The organism is Agrobacterium sp. 10T429 (genome assembly GCF_056393925.1).
The window spans coordinates 25,187-40,616 of sequence record NZ_JBFTGV010000004.1 but is presented as its reverse complement, the minus strand read 5'-3'; the positions used below and the strand labels follow the sequence as shown (position 1 = coordinate 40,616).

9 protein-coding genes are annotated in these 15,430 nt (G+C 59.5%); 3 read left to right on the top strand and 6 right to left on the bottom strand.

Annotated features, from left to right (window positions below; all coding sequences use genetic code 11):
* Positions 1 to 2 precede the first annotated feature (2 nt).
* From trpA to AC1DCP_RS11550, 3 genes are all read left to right on the top strand, one after another.
* Complete coding sequence (gene trpA / locus AC1DCP_RS11560) at positions 3 to 842, top strand: tryptophan synthase subunit alpha (protein ID WP_003516338.1); 840 nt, start codon at positions 3 to 5, stop codon at positions 840 to 842.
* A 27-nt stretch (positions 843 to 869) separates the two neighbouring features.
* The gene (accD, locus tag AC1DCP_RS11555; RefSeq protein WP_112153252.1) at positions 870 to 1,763 is read left to right on the top strand and encodes an acetyl-CoA carboxylase, carboxyltransferase subunit beta; all 894 of its coding nucleotides are present in this window, start codon (positions 870 to 872) and stop codon (positions 1,761 to 1,763) included.
* A gap of 85 nt (positions 1,764 to 1,848) precedes the next feature.
* Entirely contained in the window at positions 1,849 to 3,228 is a 1,380-nt protein-coding gene (locus AC1DCP_RS11550; RefSeq protein ID WP_013635187.1) for a bifunctional folylpolyglutamate synthase/dihydrofolate synthase, read from the top strand.
* A 49-nt stretch (positions 3,229 to 3,277) separates the two neighbouring features.
* On the opposite strand, the gene trxA is transcribed toward AC1DCP_RS11550, so the two are convergent.
* The 6 genes from trxA to AC1DCP_RS11520 all read right to left on the bottom strand — a co-directional run bounded on the left by trxA (position 3,278) and on the right by AC1DCP_RS11520 (position 15,250).
* A complete protein-coding gene (gene trxA, locus AC1DCP_RS11545; RefSeq protein WP_003516334.1) occupies positions 3,278 to 3,598 on the bottom strand; it encodes a thioredoxin in 321 nt (106 codons plus the stop codon).
* Positions 3,599 to 3,675: 77 nt separating this feature from the next.
* Entirely contained in the window at positions 3,676 to 7,233 is a 3,558-nt protein-coding gene (gene addA / locus AC1DCP_RS11540) for a double-strand break repair helicase AddA (protein WP_013635188.1), read from the bottom strand.
* Positions 7,223 to 10,408 (bottom strand): double-strand break repair protein AddB, encoded by a 3,186-nt coding sequence (gene addB / locus AC1DCP_RS11535; RefSeq protein WP_013635189.1) that lies wholly within the window; start codon positions 10,406 to 10,408, stop codon positions 7,223 to 7,225. Before addB ends, addA begins: the two co-directional genes overlap by 11 nt.
* Entirely contained in the window at positions 10,405 to 11,142 is a 738-nt protein-coding gene (locus tag AC1DCP_RS11530; protein WP_013635190.1) for a nucleotidyltransferase family protein, read from the bottom strand. The genes addB and AC1DCP_RS11530 overlap by 4 nt, the downstream gene beginning before the upstream one ends.
* Positions 11,143 to 11,165: 23 nt before the next feature.
* Positions 11,166 to 12,671 (bottom strand): tRNA (adenosine(37)-N6)-threonylcarbamoyltransferase complex ATPase subunit type 1 TsaE, encoded by a 1,506-nt coding sequence (tsaE, locus tag AC1DCP_RS11525; protein ID WP_065688741.1) that lies wholly within the window; start codon positions 12,669 to 12,671, stop codon positions 11,166 to 11,168.
* Positions 12,668 to 15,250, bottom strand: coding sequence for a sensor histidine kinase (locus tag AC1DCP_RS11520; protein WP_065688742.1), 2,583 nt, complete (start codon positions 15,248 to 15,250; stop codon positions 12,668 to 12,670). The genes tsaE and AC1DCP_RS11520 overlap by 4 nt, the downstream gene beginning before the upstream one ends.
* Positions 15,251 to 15,430 lie beyond the last annotated feature (180 nt).

The following is a 15,430-nucleotide window of genomic DNA, read 5'->3' as shown; positions in this document are numbered from 1 at the left end:
ACATGACTGCACGTATGGACAAGCGCTTTGCCGATCTGCGCGCTGAAAACCGCCCGGCTCTGATTACCTATTTCATGGGCGGCGACCCGGATTTTGAAACCTCGCTCGGCATCATGAAGGCCCTGCCGGAAGCAGGCGCCGATGTTATCGAGCTCGGCATGCCGTTTTCCGACCCGATGGCGGATGGCCCGGCGATCCAGCTGGCAGGACAGCGCGCGCTGAAAGGCGGCCAGACGCTGAAAACCACACTCGATCTCGCCCGCGAGTTCCGCAAGGAAGACGACGCGACCCCGATCGTGATGATGGGATATTACAATCCGATCTACATCTACGGCGTCGACAAATTTCTGGACGATGCGTTGGCGGCTGGCGTCGATGGTCTGATCGTGGTCGATCTGCCGCCTGAAATGGATGATGAGCTTTGCGTGCCCGCCTTGGCCCGCGGCGTGAATTTCATCCGTCTCGCCACGCCGACGACGGATGGCAAGCGCTTGCCGACCGTTCTTAAAAATACCTCAGGTTTCGTCTATTACGTATCGATGAACGGTATTACCGGTTCCGCACTGCCCGATCCCTCGTTGATCTCTGGCGCGGTCGGTCGTATCAAGGCGCATACGGAACTGCCGGTTTGCGTCGGTTTTGGTGTCAAGACGGCCGATCATGCCAAAGCGATCGGTGCCGTGGCGGATGGCGTGGTGGTCGGTTCGGCCATCGTCAACCAGATTGCCGGCAGTCTGACGAAGGACGGGCAGGCAACCGCCGATACCGTGCCATCCGTCACGACGCTGGTAAAAGGACTTTCAACGGGCGTGCGTGCGTCGCGCCTTGCCGCTGCGGAATAAGCGCGCGGCCCAGTCAGGAGTAGTCAGTTGAACTGGATCACCAATTACGTACGGCCCCGGATCAATTCCATGCTTGGCCGCCGCCCGGAGGTTCCTGAGAACCTGTGGATCAAGTGCCCGGAAACGGGCGAGATGGTCTTCCACAAGGATCTGGAAGATAACAAGTGGGTCATTCCCGCTTCCGGTTACCACATGAAGATGCCGGCAAAGGCGCGTCTCGTCGATCTTTTCGATGGTGGCGTCTATGAGGCCTTGCCGCAGCCGAAGGTAGCGCAGGATCCGCTGAAGTTCCGCGATTCCAAGAAATACACCGACCGTCTGCGCGACAGCCGCACGAAGACAGAGCAGGAAGATACTATCCTTGCCGGCGTTGGTCTCCTGAAAGGCCTGAAGATCGTTGCCGTTGTGCATGAATTCCAGTTCATGGGCGGTTCTCTCGGCATCGCGGCCGGCGAAGCCATCGTCAAGGCGTTCGAGCGCGCCATTTCAGAGCGTTGCCCGCTGGTCATGTTCCCGGCCTCCGGTGGCGCCCGTATGCAGGAAGGCATTCTGTCGCTGATGCAGCTGCCGCGCACCACGGTTGCTGTCAACATGCTGAAAGAAGCGGGCATGCCCTACATCGTGGTTCTGACGAACCCGACGACGGGTGGTGTCACTGCTTCCTACGCCATGCTGGGTGACGTGCATATCGCCGAGCCGGGCGCCGAAATCTGCTTTGCGGGCAAGCGCGTGATCGAACAGACCATTCGCGAAAAGCTCCCGGAAGGCTTCCAGACATCGGAATACCTGCTGGAGCACGGCATGGTGGATATGGTGATCGATCGCCGCGAAATTCCCGATACGCTGGCAAGCCTTCTCAAGATCATGATGAAGGCTCCGGCAGAAGCAAACGCGGTCATTCCGCTTGCGGCTTCGGCCTGACGGAAAAATATGTCGCCCGGAGGCGGGAAGCGCCTTCGGGATGACGTTACACGTTGCATGATTTCATCTCGGGTGCGGCGGACAAATGGCTAATACAACGCCTGAAAGGCGAACAGAAGATATGACGAAGCCCGCAATCGGCGAGGCCGAACAGATCATCGAAAAGCTGATGCAGCTTCACCCCAAGGGTTTTGATCTTTCACTGGACAGAATTTCCCGTCTTCTGGAAAAACTAGGCAGCCCTCAGAAAAGGTTGCCGCCGGTTATTCATGTCGCAGGCACCAACGGCAAGGGTTCGGTTACGGCCTTTTGCCGCGCATTACTGGAGGCGGCAGGACTTTCCGTGCACGTTCACACCTCTCCGCATCTCGTGAACTGGCATGAACGTTATCGCATCGGCGTTTCCGGCGAAAAAGGCCGTTATGTCGATGATGCCGTCTTTGCGGATGCGCTGCGCCGCATCGAAGCTGCCAACGGCGGCCAGATGATAACGGTTTTCGAAATTCTGACCGCCGCGATGTTTCTGCTCTTCGCGGAGCATCCGGCAGATGCTGCCGTGGTCGAGGTTGGGCTCGGTGGGCGCTTCGATGCGACAAATGTGATCAACAACCCGGCCGTTTCCGTTATCATGCCGATATCGCTCGATCATCAGGCCTATCTCGGCGACCGGGTGGAACTGATTGCCGCTGAAAAGGCCGGCATCATGAAGTCGGGTTTCCCTGTCGTCATTGGTCATCAGCAGTATGATGCGGCGCTGGATACCCTCGTTTCCACGGCTGAGCGTCTTGGTTGCCCGGCATCAGTCTATGGGCAGGATTTTTCCGCCCATGAAGAATTCGGCCGTATGGTCTACCAGGATGAATTCGGCCTGACCGACGCGCCGCTGCCACGTCTTCCCGGTCGACACCAGCTTGCCAATGCCGCTGCCGCGATCCGGGCCGTCAAGGCTGCCGGTTTTGAGGTGACGGAGCGGATGATCGAAAAGGCCATGACAACAGTGGAATGGCCCGGCCGTCTTCAGCGTGTTCTAACCGGAAAAATCGCTGAAATCGCTCCGAAGGATGCGGAAATCTGGATCGATGGTGGTCACAACCCGGGCGCGGGCGAAGTCATTGCCGAGGCAATGGCGGGGTTTGAAGAAAAGACACCGCGCCCGCTGTTCATCATTGCCGGCATGATCAACACCAAGGATCCGGTGGGCTATTTCAAGGCTTTCGCCGATATCGCGGAGTATGTCTTCACGGTTCCGATCGGCGGTACAGATGCCGCGATCGATCCCGTCGTGCTTGCCCATGCGGCCTTTGATGCCGGTCTGGTTGCGGCACCTACATCTTCGCTGACCGAGGCGCTGGACGAGCTATCGCGTCGCTTCGATCCCGAAGGGCCGCCGCCGCGCATCCTGATCGGCGGCTCGCTTTATCTTGCCGGAAACGCGCTTGCATTGAACGGTACGGTTCCCGAATAAAAAAGCCCGGCATCGCTGCCGGGCTTTTCTTTATTCCATGGAAAGTCGCTTACGCGGCGCCGGAAATCCAGGCCGAAAGCGCTGTCTTGGGCGCAGCACCGACCTTGATGTCAGCCACTTCGCCGCTCTTGAAGATGGCAAGAGTCGGGATTGAGCGAACGCCGAACTGGGCAGCCAGTTCCGGGTTTTCGTCGATGTTGAGCTTCGCGACCTTGACCTTGCCGGCAAGCTCGGACGAAATTTCTTCAAGGCTCGGCGCGATCATTTTGCACGGGCCGCACCATTCGGCCCAGAAATCCACCACGACTGGTTCGGAGGATTCGAGGACTTCGGACTGGAAGTTGGCGGCGTCGACTTTTACGGTAGCCATATCTGGCTCTCCTTTCAGTGAATCTTTTCCACTATCGATGTGATGCGGGCGCGTCGAAATTTCAATGCCCCGGTATCTCACTTTGTCTTTATTGCGGCAAGGGCTTGCATCATGGCATCGTCACCAACCGTCATAAAAGCGGCATTTTCCGTATAAATCAGCGCGCAGACAAATTCCTTGCCGGGATAAAGCGGTGACAGAATTTCGCGATAGATGGCAAGCTGTGCCGTGTGGGAGAAGGGTATCTCGTGCGCGTCGCGCGGCGGCACGCGGTTCGTCTTGTAGTCGACCAGAATGACGCGGTCGCCATCCACCGCCAGCCGGTCGATACGGCCGGAAACCGCATAATGCTGCCTGCCGATCGTCATGGTCCCCATAATGGAAACTTCTGCGCGGCTATTGGGCGAAAATGCCGGCTGCACCGCTGGTTCGGACATGACCCGCAAAACCGCCCGTATCAGATGTTCGCGCTCGGCAGACGGCCAGAACCGTGCGGCACGTTCGGCATAACGGCGAGCTGCCTCTTCCCGCTCACTCTCGGCAAAATCCGGCAGGGCCTGCAGCATGCGATGCACCAGCCGACCGCGTTGCAATGCCAACGAGGAGACATCGGCTTTTTCGCCAAAAAGCGGCGAACGCACGGCAAGATCGTCCGCACCGTCATCAATGATGGTGCCCGCGCCGGAAGGGCTGAGTGGCCTCGGCAATGATGGCAGGGCGGGCAAGGGGGTAAGAAGCCCCGCCGGGAGAGCATATTCTTCTTGCGTCTGTGGTTCAGGCAGCCTTTGCGGAGCGGGGGTCGAACGAGCATCGGACTTGCGCCAGACAAGCCCCTGCCACTCTTCACCATCGGCCATAAACTGTTGCGGCTGGCAGTGCTTTTCATTGTCGGCAAGTGCTGTCTTGACGATGGCGTGCCAGCATTCGGGATTTTCCTTCTGGCCGCGATAACCGCAAACGACCAGATGATCGGCGGCACGTGTCATCGCCACATAAAGCAGCCGACGATATTCGTCTTCCGCGGCCGTCTTCAGGCGTTCCTCATCGGCGCGAATGAGATGATTGGAAAAACCGCTGCCAGGCAGCCAGACGGGGAAGGCATCCCCGTCTGCTTCAACGAAGCGCAGTTTCGGGACATGACTGTGGTTGAAGGCCTTCGAACCGCCATCGACCACAAAAACAACCGGCGCTTCAAGACCCTTGGAGGCGTGCACGGTCATGATCCGCACTTCACCGCGATCCTTGTCCTGTTCGCGTTTCACCTCCGGCGAATCCGTTTCCAGGACGGATAGGAAGGCTTGCAGGCCGGGCAAGCCGGTCCTTTCATGGTCAAGCGCAAAGGACAGGAACTCGTCCAGAACATCGCTCGCCTCGTTGCCGAGACGACCCAGGAATTTTTTGCGCCCGTCATGCAGGGTCAGAACCGCAGCGAAGAAATCATGCACCGTTGCCGTTTTCGAAAGCGCGATAAAGTTCTTGAGCTTGTTGGCGACTACGGAGAAGCGGCTGTTCTCGTCTTGCGAAAGCGTCTGCAATCTTTGCCACACGCTCTCCGTATCGGATCGCGTGGCAGCGACGTCGAAAACATCGTCTTCGGAGAGATTGAAAAGCGGGCTTTTCAACAGCGCGGCCAGAGAAAGGTCATCCTCAGGCAGCACGACAAAACGGCCAAGCGCCAGAAGGTCCTGCACGGCGATGTGATCGGTCAGGCGAAGACGGTCGGCACCGGCGACGGGAATGTTCTTGCGCCGTTTCAGCTCACGGGTCAGCGCATTGACGAAAGCATGGCGTTTTCTAACCAACACAAGAATATCGCCGGGCTCAATAGCGCGTTCCACGCCCTTTTCGATGATTGTCTGGTTGCCGATCATGCCGGCAATGCGCGCGGCGATCCGGCGGGCAACGATGGTGGCCGGCGCGCTTTCCCGAAGTGCATCGAAAGGCGCCGTCCAGTCTTCTTCGTCCTCGGCGGTTTCCGGCGCCACCATATCCCAGACTTCCACGGTGCCGGGGTGGCCGGCGCGGTTGGAGCGGTGTTCGACTGGCTCGTTATCGGCGCTGAGGCCGCTGGCATTTTTAGGGTCCGAAAAGACCTGATCGACGGCGGCCAGCACATCTTCCGTGGAACGGAAGGACAGCGGCAGGCGGATGCGGTGAAATGCCTGCTCCACCGAATCGACACGCCTTTTGGTCTCGTCGCGCTCCTGCGAAAACCGCTCCGGTCGCGCGCCCTGGAACGAATAGATCGATTGCTTTTCATCACCGACGGCAAAAAGCGTGCGCCGCCCCATGCGGGCGCTCTCGCCGCTGAAGAAGTCCGCCGCCAGCGACTGGATGATCGACCATTGCACAGGGCTGGTATCCTGCGCCTCATCGACGAGGATATGGTCGATACCCTGATCTAGCTTGTAATGTACCCAGGCGCCCGCCGTATCGCGGTTGAGGAGATTGGCGGCGCGCTCGATCAGATCCTCAAAATCGAGCTGGCTTCGCTGCTTTTTCAGATCCTCGAAATCGCCGATCAGTCTCTCAGCCAGAACAAGCGCGCATTTCGTCGCCTCCAGCATTCGCACCAGACGATAGCGGTTGCGACAGGCCACGACATGGTCCCGCGCAAGCGTCAGCGCGTCGACGAGATCGGGTGCGGATTTCTGCATGCCCTTGTTGATGACATAGGCATCGGATTTTTTCTCGCCCTTGGCTGTCAACAGCGCAGCTTCGATGAATTCCATGCGCCGCACGGAATCCGTCTGCCGTTTCGCTTCCCGCAGGGCATAAGCGACATCTATGACGCGCGATCCGCCCACTTCATCGGCAAGCGTCAGATAGGTATCGAGGGAAAGCCCCGAGAGACCTGGCAAGGGCCAGAATGCCGCCGCTGCCGTTTCTTCGGTTTCACCCGCGTCTATCTGCATTGCCTGCCGCAATTGGGCATCGATGCCATCAGCCTGTTTTGCATCGATCAAAAAGGCACGAAGGGCGCTGCGATTGGCGATGATGGCGGTGAGTAGCGATTCGAGCCCGCTTTCGTCCGCCAAATCAAGCACATAAGCGAGAGACTGCGTGAGATCGGTGTCTCCCTCCGTCGAAACCGCCGTTAAAAGCGACCGACGTGCCTCGGCCAGCAGGGTTGTTGCGGCGCGGTCATCAAGGACGGAGAAGTGGCCGGCGACATTGGCCTCCAGCGGGAACTGATGCAACAAGGCTTCGCAGAAGGCGTGGATCGTCTGGATCTTCAGCCCACCGGGCGTTTCCAGCGCCTTGGCGAACAGCCGCCGCGCTTCGGCCAGCTTGATGCGATCCGGCATCTTTCCTTCGATGGCAGCGACGCGATCCCCAAGATCGTTATCCGGCAACGTAGCCCATTCCGCCAGACGGTCGAAAACGCGGCTCGACATTTCGGACGCCGCTGCCTTGGTATAGGTGAGGCACAGAATTGCGGAGGGTCGGCACCCGGCCAGAAGCAGGCGGATGACGCGCTGGGTCAGCACATGGGTCTTGCCGGAACCGGCATTGGCCGAAACCCAGGCGGAACTTGCCGGATCGGAGGCGAGCCGCTGCCGGTCGCTCGTCCAGTCTATCCAGCTTTGCGGGGTGTCCGTGGCAGGCCCGTGATCGATAGGGTCAATCATCATCGCCGTCTCCCGGTTCTGCCGTCGACCATTCCGAAACGCGGGCGAGGTGGTCGTATTCCCCACCGTAGGACTGCTGCTCCTCCGGCACCAGCCGCGAGGCAAAACCGTTCTCGCCATCACGCAGCGAACGCACGAACTTGGCCAGCTGATCGATTGATTCGGTTGCCAGCTCAATTGCCGATTTCGGTGCTTTTTTGCCACCCCGGTTGGAGTGTTCGTTGTTAACCTGGTCGGCAAAAAAACGGGTACCCGGCCGCAGGCGCACATAGATAAGGTTTTCAGGTGTCTGCGAACCCGCCTCGCGGAAGGCACCCCGCATCAGTGCTGCCGCTTCCAGCGCGAGCTGGGGGTCGAGCAGCGCGCGCGCCTGATTGACTGAAGGCGCAAGCCCCGTTTTGTAGTCGATAATATCCGCCTGACCGCCGGTCTTGATATCTATGCGGTCGGCGATGCCGGTCAGCCTTATTCCTGCCTCGGGGATTTCCTGTCCGGCACGCGCCTCGAAAAAGCTGCGGCGGATGGATGGATGTCGTTCTTTCTCCCAGTCGATGAAGGCGCGTGCCACCGCCTCGAATCGCGGGCGCCAGATGACATCGACATGTGCAGGAAGATCTTCCGCGTCGAAACTTTCATCCAGAATACGCTGCATGGCCTCGAGCGATGCCGGCGTGCCGGGAATATGCCCCTCGCGGGAATAGCGCTCGATGATTGCATGATAGAGCGTGCCACGGTCGGCGGCATTGGGATCGCGGTTGAAGCCATCAAGCGGGTTGAGCTTCAGGATACGCCGCGCGTAGATCGAATAGGGGTCACGGCGCAGCCTGCCCACTTCGCTGAAGGAATAGCTCTTCGGCTGCAAGTCGGCCGGCGGTTTGGGGGCAGGGCGCTTTGCTGCTTCCTGGTCGATGCTCGCATCCATCAGTGCCGCCCAGTGGCGATAGGTCTCGCCGCGCTTCTTCAGCTGGTCGGCAAAATCCTCGCCGCCGAGTGCCAGCAATCGCTGCAGCCAGCGCGATGCGACTGCGGGTGTCGAGCCCTGTCTGAGCGCGCGGCTGTAGAAAATCTGCCGTGTCCCGTTCGCCATCTCGAAATCGTGCGCCAGCTGGCCGATGCGCCGCTCCGGCGGTTCCAGACCGATGGCTGTCTTCATGTTGCGGGACAGAAACGGGTTGTTTGCCGTCTGGCCCGGCCAAAGCCCTTCATTGAGACCGCCGATCACGACAGTGTCGACGCTTTGCAGTCTTGCCTCAAGGGCACCGAAAATGAAAATGCGCGGATGGCGCATGGATCGCGGCTTGATCGATTCGCCAGCCACCAGTGCCGCGAAGATATCAGCCCATTGCGGACCATCCGCATCAAGGATTTCGCCGCTTTCCATCAATTCGCCAAACAGGCCGGAAAGCTTGTCGCCTGCCTCGCCGGACCAGAGAGTGGCAAGATCGTTGTTGTCATCCGCGCAGATGGCTTCGATCACCCGGCCCGTCCGCTCGGCCCAATCGGAAAGCGGCAATTTGTCCGTGAAAGACCGGCCTGAGCGGTCGCGACGAACGAATGCGCTGCCAAGCGGCTCTGTCGAAACGGCGATCCGGCGTGCCAGATCGCGCGCGGCGTCTACGCTTCCCTCGGGCAGTGCCAGCCTCCAGGCAGGCGGATGCCGGTCATCGCGCTGTGCCGCCAGTTGCGCATCGAGAACCGCCTCCAGATTGCCGATTTCGGTTTCGACGCGGCCGCCTCTAAGTGCGATCAATTCCAGCGCCTTTGATGCTTTTGTAAAAGCCTCCAGCGAAAGCCCGAAACGGCTGAGCGGATGTTTCAGAAGGGAAATGACCGGCACCGGATCTCCGGGCCTGAGGATAGCTTCCAGTGCGAGTTGCGTCAGTCCGGCCTGCGGCGTGGCGGAAAGCGGCGTACCGGCGGAATCGTCGGCTTCGATACCGAAGCGCTGCAATTCCGTCGCCACGCGCCTGGCCAGTCCGCGATCGGGCGTGATCAGCGCGGCCTGAGACGGGCGGCCAGCGCCCGGCGCTTCAAGCGCCAGCCGCAGCGCCACCGCAATTGCGGTTGCCTCTTCGCGCTCGTTGGCAGCTTCTATCAGGGTCGCTGCCGCAAAAGCATCGTCGAAAAATCCGGGTTGCTTGTCCTCACGCCAGCGGTTCCAGTCACTGGTGGATTTGGCAGGAGCAAGTGCTGCCGAAAAAACCGCCGCGCGTTTTTCAAGATCGCTATCGATGACGCCGATCTGAACGACATCGTCTCGCATGATGTCGAGCTTCTGCAACAGCATGTAGAGCCCGTATTGCGAATGGGTGCGGCTTGAAGGATCAGTAGGGTCCTCGGCAATAGCCTCCCATTGCTCCTCCGGCATCGTAAGATCGAGGCCCGGAAGCACGACGACGCCCTGGGGCAGCGAGGCGACAGAGGCGATAAGGTCTGCTGCTGCCGGAATTGAGCCCGTGGAGCCCGCAACGACGATCGGTCCGGTGTCCGGCAGGTTGGCAAGCCGGTTCGCCTCCGCCCTCAGGATGCCGTTGCGATGTCGGCCTGCGGAAGTTCGATTGAGTTCGGCAAGACGGGCAGGCCAGAAGACGCTGGCGATTTTCAGGAAATCCGCCGTCAGCTGCCACCATTGGGCGTGATCGCCGGTATCGAGATGCGCGAGCGCCTCCCATTCCTTTTCTTCCGTATCCATCGCATCGATCACTTCGCCAAGCGCGCGCGCCAGCCATATGGCGTCGGCAGGGCTGGCTGGTGCGACAAGTGGTGAGTCCGAATGGATGGCCCTGATGGCGTCCGGCAGGCTGTTGCGCCATGCCAGAATGAGGCGCGCCAGCTCGATTTGCCGGCCGGTGCCGGAAATCGGGGGCGCCAGATCCATGATCTCAGGATTTTCGATCTCGAAGAAGCCGCTGTCGTCATCGGTTTCGCCGAGCGGCCGGATCAGTGGCAAAATGGCGGAACGACCGCCCAGAAGATCGACAAACTCTGAGCGCAGCACGCGGGCGGAGCGCCGGGTCGGAACATAGATCGTCACCTTGGCAAGCGAAAGCGGATCCGCAGGGTCATATTTATAGCCGGCTGTCAGTGTCCCGTCACACAGCGTTTCCGCGAGCGTTTTGAGGAACGGTGTTCCCGCAGCGATCGTCAGGACGCGCTTTGCGTGATGGGTGAAAGTCATGCAGAGCGCTTTTCCCTGAATTGCCGGATGATACTTTCGGCATCGTCTATAGCATCGGGAGTGCCGACGGTGATCCAGTGGCCATCCAGTGAAAGTCCGAAAAGTCGTTCTTTCTCGATGGCGCGGTCGAAATAGATATTCAAGTTGAAAGCATCCCCCGGCGCATCATCCAGCAGGTGCGAATCCATGGCAATGGCCCCGGCATAAACCACCGGGTTCGTGTCCCCGTCGCGATACCGCGCCAGTCTACCATCCGAAGAGAGGTTGAAATCCCTCTTGCCGTTATGACCGGTGGTACGGTCCATATCGACGCAGAGCATCGCCATATCCATGCGCGTGGCATCGAAGAATTGCGCAAGCTTGCGCAGGTTGCTGACGGCATTCAGCTGTTCGCCAATCCAGAAAAGATCGGCATTCATGACGAAGACGGGACCTGGCTCCAGAAGTTTCAGGCCCTTGGCAAGCCCGCCACCGGAATTCATCAGCTGCGACCGCTCGTCGGAAATCAGGATTTCGGCGTCGGTACGGGTTTCAAGATGGGCGATCATCTGATCGGCATGGTGATGGACGTTGACGACGATCTTCTCGGCGCCGGCCTCGACAAGGGCGTCGAGCGCGTAGTCGATCATCGGTTTGCCGGCGATCTTGACGAGCGGTTTCGGGATCGTATCCGTGATCGGGCGCATCCGGGTGCCGAGCCCGGCGGCCAGCACCATCGCGTTCTTGATCGTCATTGTGGTCAACCGTCTTTCAGTCTTTAAAATTCCATGCCCATGTGGACGCACCAGTCTTTGAGCGGTGCCAGTTCGGGATGCGAAAGCGCTGCGGAAAGATAGCGAAACGTCCTTGGCATATGTTTCATATAACCGGGTTTGCCATCGCGTTCCAACAGCCTTACCCAGATACCGGCCAGTTTGCAGTTGCGCTGCGCCGACATGATGGCGAAAGCCTTGAGAAAGGACGCCTCATCGAAGGACGGCTCGTCTCGTCTAATGTCGAGATAGTGCGAAAGCAGGCGTTCCTGCAGTTCGGGCGAAATGGTAACCCGCGCATCCTGCACGATGGAGGCGAGATCGTAGGCAGTCGGGCCGATCATCGCGTCTTGAAAATCGATCAGTCCGACTTGCCGTATGCCTGCATTTTGCTCTTGCCAGAGAATGTTCGGCGAATGGAAATCGCGCAGAAGTAGCCCGCTTTCGCAGCCACTGAGCGCGTCTATCAGGCCGTCCCAAAGAGCATAATAGTCACGCTTCTCGGTATCGGACAGTGATTTGCCGCGTTTGTGGGGCAGATACCATTCCACCAGCAGCGACACCTCGATCTTCATCGCCGGTCGATCGAAAGGAGGCACTTCGTAGGTGCTGCCGTCACCGACCGGCAGCTTGCGCGGTGCCGGAGCTTTATGAAGGGCGGCGAGGCACGCGACGCTTTGCAGATAACGTTCCTCAATCGGCGTTCCATCAGGCGCAAGCACCCCATCCCGCCCGAGGTCCTCCAGGAGGAGAATGCCCTGACCGGTATCCGCCGCCAGTATTTCAGGCGCGCGAAAGCCGCTATTTCGCAGATAATTGCCGATCGCCACGAAGGAACGGGCATTCTGGGCAAGATGGGCGATTTCCGCATAGGTCTTGCCGTCAGCAACGATCGCACCTCTCAAAGGGCGTCGCCAGTCCATCAGGATAAGGTCCGGACCATCGGTGGAAATGGTCTCATAGGCGCGTGTGGAAGCATCGCCGCTTAGGAAATGGCGGGTCGCATCGCCCTTGCCATTTTTCGCAAGAAAATCGCGAATGGCAAAAACGCGCTCAAGCCGTGCTTTCTGTTTCGCGGGAGCATCGATTACGGCCAGACGCCCGTCACCGGAGTGCTCCAGCCGCAGGCTGATGGTCTGGTTTGGCGGTAGGATGTCGGCGGCAATATCAGGCCACTCGATCAGGCAGATACCGTCTTCCAGCATCTCGTCGATGCCGAGTTCGTCCAGTTCCGAGACGTCAGACAGTCGGTATAGATCAAGATGGGCAACGGGAATACGTGTTGGATAGGTCTGGATGATCGTGAATGTGGGGCTTGGAACTTCAAGATCAGGTGCATCCGCCATCGCCCGGATGAAGGCGCGGGCGAGAGTGGATTTGCCCGCGCCGAGATCTCCGATCAGCGCGAGGCAATCGCCAGCTCCCAAAGCCAGCGCCAGATCTTCGCCTAACCGGATGGTGTCCTTCTCCCCATTAAGGGAAAGGGTGATCGGCAGGATATCGTCACTCATTCTGCGGCGATGGAATGCGGGTGCACGCCCGAAGGAATGCGGCAGGTGACGATGGTGCCGTTGCCGGGCCGGCTGTCGATGCTGACAGTGCCGTGATGCAGGCTGACGAAGCTTTCCACTATAGAAAGGCCAAGGCCAGCGCCGGTCCGCCGTCCGCCGTTGCCGCGCGTCTCGAAGCGGTCAAACACGGCCTTGAGCATGTCTTCGGGGATACCCGGTCCCTTGTCGGCCACCGAGAACAGGAAGTCACCCTCGCTGCGCTGGCATGAAAGCTGAACGGAAGACCCTTCCGGCGCAAAATTGATTGCATTGGTGAGGAGCTTGATGAGGATCTGCTTCAGGCGCTGGTGATCCGCCACCAGACTGCCGAGATGCGCGGGTGCGACGATCTCGAGCGAAATACCGCTTTCCTGTAGCCGGTCGGCAATCTGCACCGAAACGTCATCGAGCAATTCGTTGAGATCGTTGTCCGAGTAGTTCAACTGCATGATGCCCGCGTCGACGGTCGCGAGATCGAGGATGTCGTTGACGATGGTCAGAAGAACCGAGGACGAGGTGGAAATATGGTCGAGATATTCTGCCTGCCGGTCCGTCAATTCTCCAATACCCGGGGTCTTCAGGAGATCGGTGAAGCCAATGATATTGGTCAGCGGCGAGCGCAACTCATAAGAGACGTGCTGTACGAAATCGTTCTTCAGCTCGTCGGCCTTGAGCAGTGCGTCGTTCTTTTCCTTGAGCGCCCGCTCGGCCCGCACGCTGTCAGTCATGTTGACGAATGTCAGCATGGTCTGCGCATCCGGCAGCGGAATAATGGCGTAGTCGAGGACCAGGCCGGATAGTAGCTCCAGCGTTCCCTGTCTCGACGGGCGTTCATCGTCAAAGCTGGTGATGAACTGGCTGAAAGAGCGCCAGCCATCCGGCTTGTCGTAGGATTGCGTGCAGGCGGCCTCCACGGCGCGGATGTGGGTTCCAGTTTCCGCCTGCTCGGCGGTAACGCCCCAGAGGGCCCTGAATGCCGGGTTGGAAAGGCGAATACGTCCGTCCGCACCAAACACGGCGACACCTTCGGCCAGATGGTCGATGGTTTCGCCCTGCACCTTCACCAAGGTGTTGTAGCGCATCTGCAGATCGACCTGTTCGGTCAGGTTCTCGAAGACCCATGTCGCGCCACCCTGCGGGTGGGCGGTCGCGATAACCCGCAACGTCTGGCCGTTGGGCAGGTGCCACAGATCGGTCTTGGTATCGAGAGAGCGGTAAACGGAGAGTGCCGTCTCTTTCCAGTTTTTCCAGTTCAGCTGCTCGGGCAATTTGCCGGCGGTGCGCAGCCTGTCGAGAAGCTCGGAATTATCGGGGCCGGATTCCAGAAAAACCAGATCGAAGCCCCACAGGGTGGCAAAGGCCTGATTGTAGAATTGCAGCCGCTGCCGGCCGTCGAAAATGGCGACGGGCGTTGCGAGATGATCCAGCGTTTCGGCGTGGCTTTTCAGAACCCGCTTCATTTCCTCGCGGGTGGTTTCCGCTTCGGTGGCATCGATGGCGATGCCTGCAGAACCGCCCGCCGTCTTGATATCGACAACGTCGAAGAAGGTACGGTTTCCGGAAACCACCGTCGAAATGCGATCGTGGTAGGGGGAACTCGGCGTGGCAGCCGCACGTATCTTCTGCCGGGTAACGGTGTTAAGAAGCTCGCGTTTCTCCTGAATGGTCTGTTCGGCATCGCGCGCATCCACAGCGTGCGCATAGGCGTGGTTCACCCATATGAGTTCGCCTTCGCCATTGCGCCGCCAGACGGGCTGTTCGATTGAATCGAGAAGTTCCTGAAACGTGGAGACCGAGGCGATCAGGCGCTCGCGCTCCACCTGCAATTCGGCCAGTTCGGCGCGCAGGTTGTTGAGGGCGACGAAACGCGCGAAGGCATTGCCGCCGGAAACCCGGCCTTGAACTTCAATGACTTCGCCGCGCTGCGTTTCGATGGTCAGATCGAAACTCTGTGCGTGGCTGCGAAGTTTTTCGAGGGATTTTTCAAGCTGGCTCGCGGATGATGGCTTCAGCCAGCGCCCGAAGGCCAGAAAATCGTGATCCGCCTGCGGTGCGCCCGTCTCTACGGGCAGCTGCCCCAGAAATTCGGGGCGCTTGTCCACGCCGTCCCAGATGACGATGCGCCGGCTCTTGTCGGAGATAAGCGCCTCGTATTTCGCGATCTTGTGGTGGGATTCTGCCAGCGCCTTGCGGTATTCACCGCTCTCCGCCTCGATATTACCGCGCTGGCGCACCAGCCAGACGACGGAAAACAGCGTTGCCGAAAGCATGCCGACAAAAAGCGAATAGGTGATGGTTTCTCCGGATGAAAACAGCCGCGCGCCGGTCTTTGCGACAAGACCGTCCTGCGCCAGCGCCACATTTGCAGAGCCGGCGAGAACCGTGCCGGACATCAGGACGGGAAGCCGCGAAAAGCCTGTCCGCACAGCACTGATCGCCAGCCGGCAACGCGCCATGGCCGCGCCCAATGCCACGCCAGCATGCGTGTTTTCAACGCGTTGAACTGTCTGCTCGCGCAGATCCGAATTGTGAACCGTCATCCCCGGTCTGTCTCCGTCCTATGTGCCGCATCTTCGACAAGACATCCCATTTCGTCCCCGCCGCCCTTTGGCGTGTCCGAATCAAGTTCGATGACAATACCGTCTTCATAAATCTGCGGAAAGGGAGCGCGCAAAAAAGATGCCGCGCGCTTTGTCAAGCGCACGGCATCTACATATTGT